The organism is Oscillibacter sp. KLE 1728, assembly GCF_934833455.1.
GTDB lineage: Bacteria > Bacillota > Clostridia > Oscillospirales > Oscillospiraceae > Oscillibacter > Oscillibacter welbionis.
The window spans coordinates 1-8,358 of sequence record NZ_CAKVVF010000090.1 but is presented as its reverse complement, the minus strand read 5'-3'; the positions used below and the strand labels follow the sequence as shown (position 1 = coordinate 8,358).

Below are 8,358 nucleotides of genomic sequence, written 5' to 3'. Positions count from 1 at the left end.
CACGGCAAGGCGTTCGAGGGCCTGCTGAAGCGGTACTTCGGCTGATTCGAAAAGTCCATACGGCAAATCCCCCCGGCCGCCGGCCGGGGGGATTTTTATAAAAAGAGAGGTAAGACCGTTCGCGCCGCACGAAACTAATCAGAATCTGTAACATCTTTCAAGGCCCTGAGGGGCGCTTGCTTTTCTGCTCCCATATACATGAACTGATGTTGGTTGATCTGGTCATACATCAATTTCGGTTAACATGCAGGCAGAAAGAGAGGCTTGCGTGTGATGATCTCCTATGACAGCCTGCGGGACAAAATGAAGGAAAAAGGCATCTCTCAATACGCCCTGATTAGGCGCTGGCACATCAATCCAGCCCAGATCACCCGCCTGAAGCGGAATGAGAGCGTCAGCCCCCACACCATTGAGATGTTCTGCAAGATCCTGAAGTGTGAGGTGGGGGACATTATGCGGCATATTCCGGACGGGAAAGCGTAACGGCAGAGCAGGCCGCCCGCTCTGCCGTTTTTTGCCGTCCCCGGCCCGATTCTACGCTCCGCAGACAAAATTCAAGGGCGGGGGATGGTCAAACAGCCTGATTTGCGGTATGCTGAGGCCAGAGAGGAGGGAGGCCCATGGATGCCGGAAAGACAGGCGCCTATCTGGCGGCGCTGCGGAAAGCCCGGGGCATGACCCAGCAGGAGGCGGCGGATCAGCTGGGTGTCTCCAACAAGACCGTGAGCAAGTGGGAAAACGGCGCGGGGCTGCCGGATATCACCCTGCTGCCTGCCTTGGCGGAGCTGTACGGCGTCACCGCCGATGACATCCTGGCGGGAGAGACCTTGCGGGGCCGGCCAGCGGAGGCCCAGGGACCGGCACGGCGGCGCCTCCTGCTGCTGCGGCTGCGGACCCGGTTCGACCTCTGTTTCATCGGCAGCCTGGCGCTGGGTGTGCTGGCGGCATTCCGGGTGGCCTATGTCAGTCTGGCGGCCTGGCCGCTGTCGGTGGGCCTCTTATGGATCGGCTATGTGCTGGCTGTCCATCCGGCCCGGTACGGTGATATATCGTTGGATGCTAAAATTTGGGAAAACCTGTACCGCAAGCTGCTGGCCGCCTCCGCCGTCCAGTGGTGGGCCCTGCTGCGGCTGGTGCGGCTGGGCAGGCTGGAGGTGGACTTTGCGGAGATGCGGTACTACGACACCATGCAAGCCTGGAAGCCGCTGCTCTTCGCCGTGGGGCTGGCGCTGCTGTGCGCCGTGCTGGAGCGGGCCCTGCGCCGCCGGGCGGGGGCGGATGCCTCTTTGCTGTGGATACCGGAGCGGCTGCGGCCAATGCTCCACCGGAGCGGCGGCTTCCTGCGGCGGACCCGGCGGCTCTGGCTGGTGTGGCTGGCGTGGGCGGTACTTCTGGCGGGGCTGTGGTTCCTGGCGGACGGCCAGCTGGACCGGGTGTTGGCGCCCTGGATCGCCCGATATGGGGAAGAGCTGGTCCAAAGCGGTTTCCCGGAGAGCTGGACCATCCTGCGGGGGCGGCTGGAGGCGGATGTGGCACTCTGGCTCCGGCTGCGGCAGGGGGTGCTGATCGCCGGCGCCGTCTCCGGGGCTGGCGTGCTGGTTTGGACGCTGCTACATTGGAAAAAGCGCCGCCCCCCTCTTGCGGAGGAGGGCGAAACATGATAGAATCTCTCCGGCGAAGAATAAGGGGAGAAGTGTATGTATCACTATATTTTCTTTGATTTGGACGGCACGCTGACAGACTCCAAGGAGGGCATCCTCAACAGCCTGCGGTATGCCTTTGACAAGCTGGGGGAGCCGGTGCCGCCGGAGAGCACCCTCATCAAATTCATCGGCCCGCCCCTGCAGGACTCCTTCGCGGAATTCTGCGGCTTTTCGGCGGAGCGGGCCGCGGAGGCCATCGCCGTCTTCCGGGAGCGGTACGAGCCTGTCGGCAAGTTTGAGAACATGGCCGCCCCCGGCATGGCGGACCTGTGCGCCCGGCTGAAGGCCCGGGGCTATGTGTTGGCTCTGGCCTCCTCCAAGCCGGAGAGCCTGTGTGTGCCTATCTGCGAGAAGTTCGGCTTCACGCCGTCTCTGGCTGTTGTGACGGGCAGCCCGCCCGTGGGGGACTGGAGCAAGGCGGACGTGATCCGGGAGACTATGCGCCGCCTGGAGCTGACGGAGGCCCACAAGCCGGAGATCCTGATGGTGGGGGACCGGAAGTTCGACGTGCTGGGCGCCAAGGCGTGCGGCATCGCCTGCGCGGGCGTGGAGTTCTTCGGCTACGCCGCCCCCGGCGAGCTGGCGGAGAGCGGCGCTGTGGCCGTGGTCCGGACACCGGAGGAGCTGGAGCAGTTCATCCTGACCCATTGAATGCGAAAAAAGAGGCGGCGCCCATGGGGCGCCGCCTCTTTCAGGCGCTTCGGTATTCAGCCGACGGTTTCCGCCTCGAGGACTTCCGGCAGGGTCAGGCCTTCACCAGTGAGATCGGCGGTGAGGATGGGGTCGATGGGCACCGCCAGATACATACTATTGCCGTAGACATAGGCGCCGGAGGTAACGGCTACCGCCTGACCGTAGACGTTCAGCAGGGCGCCGCCGCTGCTGCCCTCGGAGATGTCGGCGGTGCTCATGACGCAGGGCAGGGCGTACCGCTCCACATCCCGCTGCGTGGCGCTGACGATGCCGGAGCTGACTGCCAGCCCCAGGCCCAGGGGATTGCCGATGGCGTAGACCGTGTCGCCCGCCCGCAGGTCTCCGGTGCCGGAATCCGCGATGTCCAGCGTGGCAAAAGCAGAGGTGTCGTGTCCCTTCAGGGCGGCGTGGGAGACGCGGATCACCGCGATATCGATGTCCGGATCGTAGTAGATGACCCGCTCCACTTCATATACATCCCCGGTGGAGAGCGTGGCGGTGGCGGAGACCGCGTCCGCGATGGAGTGGTAGTTGGTGATGGCCAGCCCGTCCTCCGTGATGAAGAAGCCGCTGGCCTCGCCGGTGACAAGGCCTTCGTCCCGGTACGCCTCCGTCTCATAGGTGTCCAGACAGAACACGGCGGCCGCGCAGCGGTCCGCCACCTGCCGGGCGGTGAGGGCGGGGGTCAGCAGGCCCAGGGCGTTGGCCGCGGCCCGGGAGACGGTCCCCTGGCTCACCAGGCGTCCGATCACTGTGGCGCTGCCGTCCCGGTAGGAGAAGGACAGAGCGTCCGCCGCCATCTCAAACAGGTCCCCCTGGGTCAGGGTGCCGGTATAGGCGATGGGGAAGAGGCCGATCCGCTGGGCGAAACCCGCGGCGTCGGCAATGGTAAAGTCGCCCGCCTTGTCGGAATACCCCAGCATCCGCAGCAGGAAGGCGCTCCAGGCGTTGGCGGTGAGGGCCGCGTCCGGCCGGAAGGCTGTCGCCGTGACGCCGGTGATCCAGCCCTGCCGGGCGGCGTAGTTCACCTCCTGGGCGATGGAGGCGGGAACATCCCGGAAGCCGGCCAGCCAGTTGTCTGCCGCGGCGGCCTGTTCTGCCCCGGCCAGATGCACCAGCAGCACGGCCGCCTGTGCCCGGGTGGCGGGGGCGTCCAGATTATATGTAGAGTCGATCAGTCCCAGGGTGGAGAGGGTGTCCGCGGCCCGGGCCGCCTCCCCCTCCAGAGCGGAGGCGGCGGGGATCACGCTCACCGTCAGGACAAGGACACAGAGGAGCGAAAGAAGTCGTTTTTTCATGGGGTAGCCTCCAAATCTTGAGAATGGCTCCATTTTAGCACCGGGCAGAGCGCTTGGCAAGGCCCGGTCCCTTTACTGCCCGGGCCGATTTGGGCGTTCCCAAGACTCTCTTGGCGGAAAAGACGGAACAGAACGGTATATAAAAGGCCCCGCTGCCGCACATGAGGGCCTTGGTTCCACTATTCTGTATATTGGGATCACGCTCTTCTGCCCTTCAGAAAAGAACGCATCAGCATCGCGATCATGCCAATCATGAGATAGCAGACGCAATACAACAAAAACGCTGTTTCACCCATCGCAAAGAATAGCCACGCCCCTGCCAGAAATAATCCCGCGACAACAATTGGAAGGGGCCACAGCCGCTTGATGTCCTTTCCTGCAAATACGCCGCATACAGCAGAAAATATGGGATTGACCCCAAAGAACAGCAGAAGGCAGACGGCCATTCCCGCGCTGCCTGCAAATGTTGCTGCCAACCACGGACAGCCTATCATCAACAGCATTGCCAATATAGACCAGAAGATCAATGGCTTCATGTGGATGGCCTCCCTTTTATACGGAAATGGTTGCTTTTCTATATGATATCATATACGTCTGGCTGCTTCAAGGTTTGGAAGCGGGCCCCTTCAGCGAAAGCGCCGGAGCTGCCCATCCGTCCGGAGGAGGCGGGGGAGCAAGGCCCGTCTCACTGGACAGGCGGGCCAAAGTCTGCTATACTGAATCTACCTTTTGGAAAGGAAGCGGCCCATGGCGGAGCGATTGGCGGAGGACCTCTGGCGGCTGGACATCCCCTTGGTGGGGAACCCGCTGAAAAACTTGAACAGCTATTTGCTGACCGGAGAGCGGAGCCTGCTGATCGACACGGGCTTCCGCCAGCAGTCCTGCCGCGAGGCCATGGAGCGCCAGCTGGCGGAGACGCACGTGGACCGGGACCGGCTGGACATTTTCTGCACCCACCTCCACAGCGACCACACAGGGCTGGCGCCGGAGCTGATCCGCCCCGGCTGCCGGATCTATATCGGGGAGATCGACAGCCCCGGCGTGAAAAACGCCTCGGATCCGTCCTGTTGGAAGCGGCTTTACGGGGAATATGTGCGGGACGGCTTCACCCAGGCGGAGATGGAGGCCCTGTGGGGAGACAATCCGGCCCAGACGGCGGCCCCGCCCTGGCGGGAAGGGCTCTATACGGAGCTGCAGGACGGCGCGGCGCTCCATTACGGCGGCCGTATGCTGCGGTGCGTGCTGACGCCGGGCCACACGCCGGGGCACCTGTGCCTGTATGACCCGGCCCGCCGGCGGCTGTTCTGCGGCGACCATGTGCTGTTTCACATCACGCCCAACATCTGCCGCTGGCAGGGAGTGGAGGACTCTTTGGGGGACTATCTCAGCAGTCTGGACAGGACGGCCGCTCTGGACACAGCGGAGCTGTATCCCGCCCACCGGGCGGAGACCGGGGACCTGCGGCAGCGGACGGCGGAGCTGAAGGCCCACCACGCCCGCCGGCTGGAGGACACCCTGCGGACCGTGGAGAAGGCGCCGGGCCTCACCGCCTATCAGATCGCAGGCCGGATGCGTTGGAGCATCCGCTGCCGGAACTGGGCGGATTTTCCCCTGGCGCAGAAGTTCTTTGCCGTGGGAGAGGCCCTGGCCCATCTGGACCATCTGGAGGCCCAAGGGCGGGTCTTCCGCCAGGAGATACATGGAAAACGGGTATATTTCGCCGGCGTGGGCGACAAAATATGAATGATAAAGGAGATGCTTCAAATGGAAGTGAAAGAGATTCTGAGCAAGTGCGACCACACTCTGCTGGCCCAAACGGCCACCTGGAAGGAGATCCGGGCCATCTGCGACGATGGTATGAAGTACGGCTGCGCCAGCGTGTGCATCCCCGCCAGCTATGTGAAGCAGGCGGCGGAGTATGTGGCGGGCAAGCTGCCTATCTGCACCGTCATCGGCTTCCCCAACGGCTACGACACCACTGCGGCCAAGTGCTTCATGGCCACCGACGCCGTGAATAACGGCGCGGAGGAAGTGGATATGGTCATCAACCTCGGCTGGGTGAAGGACCGGAAGTGGGAGGACTTGCTCTCGGAAATCAAGGCCATAAAGGAGGCCTGCCACGGCAAGCTGCTGAAGGTCATCATCGAGTGCTGCTTCCTCACCGACGAGGAGAAGATCAAGCTGTGCGAGATCGTCACCGCCTCCGGCGCGGAGTATATCAAGACCTCCACAGGCTTCGGCACCGGCGGCGCCACCCGGGAGGACGTGGCCCTTTTCGCCAAGCACGTGGGTCCCGATGTGAAGATCAAGGCCGCCGGCGGCATCGCCGACCTGAAGGACGCGGAGGACTTCATCAACCTGGGTGCCTCCCGCCTGGGCACCAGCCGCATCGTCAAGGCCGTGAAGGCCATGGAAGAGAAATAAGGAGGAAATGAAAGCATGGGAACTCCCCATAACGAGGCGGCCCAGGGGGCCTTTGCCAAGACCGTTCTGATGCCCGGCGATCCGCTGCGGGCCAAATTCATCGCGGAGACCTTTCTGCAGGACGCGAAGCTGGTGAACAACGTCCGGGGCGTCCAGGGCTACACCGGCACCTATCAGGGCACGCCTGTGTCCGTCATGGCCTCCGGCATGGGGATGCCCTCCATCGGCATTTACTCCCATGAGCTGTTCCACTTCTATGATGTGGACAACATCATCCGGGTGGGCAGCGCCGGCGCTATCTCCCCCCAGCTGAAGGTGCGGGACGTGGTGTTCGGCCAGGGCTCCTGCACGGACTCCAACTACGCCCACCAGTTCGGCCTGGGCGGCACCTTCGCCCCCATCGCGGACTTCACCCTGCTGGAGACCGCCGTGACGGTAGCCCGGAAGCTCGGCATCGAGCCCCATGTGGGCAGCCTGCTCAGCTCCGACGTGTTCTACAACAAGGCGGGCAACACTCTGGACTGGGGCAAGATGGGCGTGCTGGCCGTAGAGATGGAGAGCGCGGCCCTGTACTGCAACGCCGCCGAGGCGGGCAAGCGGGCCTTGGCCATCTGTACCATCTCCGACAGCTTGATTACCGGCGAGGAGCTGCCTGCCGCCGACCGCCAGACCACCTTCACCCAGATGATGGAGATCGCCCTGGGCGTTGCTGTGGAGATGGAGAAGAAGTAAGGCGAGTTCAAAAAAGAAGAATCAGTCCCCGCGGCCACGCAGGGGAAGCATGAAGGGGGACGTTGAGTCCCCCTTCATAGTTGATCGGCCCGCCGCAGCGGCGACTTTCGGCAAAGGTGAAAGCGGGAGGCCCGCCGGCAAAGCCGCCGGGCCGGGACGCGGAGCATCTTTTCCATATTTTCCCGGTCCGGCACAGGCCGAACCTCTCCGGGAAATGACCGGTGACAATGGAAACAGAGCCGTGACAAACCACAGCAAAAATTTTGCAGAATTGGTTCTGCTTTTTACAAAACCGTAAAAAAGATATCCGAAATTCATAAAAATTTCAACAAAATGTGGCGAAAAAGAAAACAATTTGGAAATGCGGTTGCAATCCTCAGGAAGAGTTGTTATAATGGGCCTGACCCGTTGAGGTCATCCTGCGCGGAGAGATTTTCGCGCGGATAACAAAACGAAGGAAGGTAGATTCCAATGAAGAAGTTTCTTGCATTGCTCCTGGCATTGGTGATGTCCCTGTCCCTGGTCGCCTGCGGCGGCGGGGACGACACCGCCGCTGACGGGGGCGCCGATGCGGAGGATGGCGGCAACGCCGAGACCGCCGCTTATCAGGTGGCTATGATTACTGACTACGGCGATATCACCGACCAGTCCTTCAACCAGACCACCTATGAGGCCTGCCAGGAGTTCTGTGACGCCGAGGGCCTGCAGTTCGAGTACTACAAGCCCGCCGGTGACTCCACCGCCGAGCGTGTGGCCATGGTGGACGCCGCTGTGGCTGACGGCTACAACGTCATCGTGATGCCCGGCTACGCCTTTGCCGAGACCATCAAGGAGACCGCGGAGCTGTATCCCGACGTGACCTTCATCGCGCTGGACGTGGCACAGGGCGATCTGGGCGAGGACTACACCGTGCCCTCCAACGTGTACTGCGCTGTGTATCAGGAAGAGCTGTGCGGCTACATGGCCGGCTACGCCGCCGTGAAGCTGGGCTACACCCACCTGGGCGTGCTGGGCGGCATGGCCGTTCCCGCCGTGCAGCGGTTCGGCTATGGCTTCGTGCAGGGCGCTGACGCCGCTGCCGTGGAGATGGGCATCGCCGACCAGGTCGTGATGGAGTATGCCTATGGCAACCAGTTCTATGGCGACAGCGATATCACCGCCTACATGGACAACTGGTATCAGACCCTGGGCGTGGAGGTCGTCTTCGCCAGCGGCGGCGGCATCTACACCTCCGCGGCTGAGGCTGCTGCCAAGGTCGGCGGCAAGCTGATCGGCGTGGACGTGGACCAGTCCGCCAACATCGACACCTATGGCGAGGGCATGTGCGTGACCTCCGCCATGAAGGGTCTGGCCGAGACCGTCAAGCACATGCTGGGCGAGGTCGTGGCAGGCAACTTTGCCAACTACGGCGGCCAGGTGGAGACCCTGGGCCTGGTGAACGGCGATGATCCCACCGCCAACTATGTCCAGCTGCCCATGGAGACCACCCAGTGGGGCGACGGCTTCAC

Annotated in this window: 9 protein-coding genes; 7 read left to right on the top strand and 2 right to left on the bottom strand. The window is 62.9% G+C overall.

Features of this window, described 5'->3' with window-relative positions; all coding sequences use genetic code 11:
• Positions 1-273 precede the first annotated feature (273 nt).
• From QVE23_RS09420 to QVE23_RS09410, 3 genes are all read left to right on the top strand, one after another.
• Positions 274-483 carry a helix-turn-helix domain-containing protein gene (locus tag QVE23_RS09420; protein ID WP_021751390.1) on the top strand — a complete coding sequence of 70 codons (210 nt, stop codon included), beginning with the start codon at positions 274-276 and terminating at the stop codon, positions 481-483.
• 137 nt (positions 484-620) lie between these two features.
• Entirely contained in the window at positions 621-1,661 is a 1,041-nt protein-coding gene (locus tag QVE23_RS09415) for a helix-turn-helix domain-containing protein (RefSeq protein WP_287966735.1), read from the top strand.
• A gap of 36 nt (positions 1,662-1,697) precedes the next feature.
• Positions 1,698-2,354 carry an HAD hydrolase-like protein gene (locus tag QVE23_RS09410; protein ID WP_256264883.1) on the top strand — a complete coding sequence of 219 codons (657 nt, stop codon included), beginning with the start codon at positions 1,698-1,700 and terminating at the stop codon, positions 2,352-2,354.
• 56 nt (positions 2,355-2,410) lie between these two features.
• On the opposite strand, the gene QVE23_RS09405 is transcribed toward QVE23_RS09410, so the two are convergent.
• Entirely contained in the window at positions 2,411-3,694 is a 1,284-nt protein-coding gene (locus QVE23_RS09405; RefSeq protein WP_287966734.1) for a S1C family serine protease, read from the bottom strand.
• A gap of 197 nt (positions 3,695-3,891) precedes the next feature.
• Positions 3,892-4,230: a DUF2651 family protein gene (locus tag QVE23_RS09400; RefSeq protein ID WP_119310496.1), complete on the bottom strand. Its 339-nt coding sequence runs from the start codon at positions 4,228-4,230 to the stop codon at positions 3,892-3,894.
• 211 nt (positions 4,231-4,441) lie between these two features.
• Between QVE23_RS09400 and QVE23_RS09395 the strand changes: the two genes are divergently transcribed.
• The 4 genes from QVE23_RS09395 to QVE23_RS09380 form a co-directional block, all read left to right on the top strand.
• The gene (locus QVE23_RS09395) at positions 4,442-5,437 is read left to right on the top strand and encodes an MBL fold metallo-hydrolase (protein WP_267288402.1); all 996 of its coding nucleotides are present in this window, start codon (positions 4,442-4,444) and stop codon (positions 5,435-5,437) included.
• 21 nt (positions 5,438-5,458) lie between these two features.
• A complete protein-coding gene (gene deoC / locus QVE23_RS09390) occupies positions 5,459-6,118 on the top strand; it encodes a deoxyribose-phosphate aldolase (RefSeq protein WP_287968040.1) in 660 nt (219 codons plus the stop codon).
• 15 nt (positions 6,119-6,133) lie between these two features.
• Positions 6,134-6,850 carry a purine-nucleoside phosphorylase gene (gene deoD, locus QVE23_RS09385; RefSeq protein WP_021751382.1) on the top strand — a complete coding sequence of 239 codons (717 nt, stop codon included), beginning with the start codon at positions 6,134-6,136 and terminating at the stop codon, positions 6,848-6,850.
• A gap of 471 nt (positions 6,851-7,321) precedes the next feature.
• The coding region (locus tag QVE23_RS09380; RefSeq protein ID WP_287968038.1) for a BMP family lipoprotein at positions 7,322-8,358 on the top strand (1,037 nt) is incomplete at its 3' end.

What these genes read in the sequence shown, in the direction of transcription:
- QVE23_RS09400 (WP_119310496.1), bottom strand. Translation starts at nt 4,230, where the DNA reads ATGAAGCCATTGATCTTCTGGTCTATATTGGCAATGCTGTTGATGATA.
- QVE23_RS09420 (WP_021751390.1), top strand. Translation starts at nt 274, where the DNA reads ATGATCTCCTATGACAGCCTGCGGGACAAAATGAAGGAAAAAGGCATC.
- deoC (WP_287968040.1), top strand. Translation starts at nt 5,459, where the DNA reads ATGGAAGTGAAAGAGATTCTGAGCAAGTGCGACCACACTCTGCTGGCC.
- QVE23_RS09415 (WP_287966735.1), top strand. Translation starts at nt 621, where the DNA reads ATGGATGCCGGAAAGACAGGCGCCTATCTGGCGGCGCTGCGGAAAGCC.
- QVE23_RS09405 (WP_287966734.1), bottom strand. Translation starts at nt 3,694, where the DNA reads ATGAAAAAACGACTTCTTTCGCTCCTCTGTGTCCTTGTCCTGACGGTG.
- deoD (WP_021751382.1), top strand. Translation starts at nt 6,134, where the DNA reads ATGGGAACTCCCCATAACGAGGCGGCCCAGGGGGCCTTTGCCAAGACC.
- QVE23_RS09410 (WP_256264883.1), top strand. Translation starts at nt 1,698, where the DNA reads ATGTATCACTATATTTTCTTTGATTTGGACGGCACGCTGACAGACTCC.
- QVE23_RS09395 (WP_267288402.1), top strand. Translation starts at nt 4,442, where the DNA reads ATGGCGGAGCGATTGGCGGAGGACCTCTGGCGGCTGGACATCCCCTTG.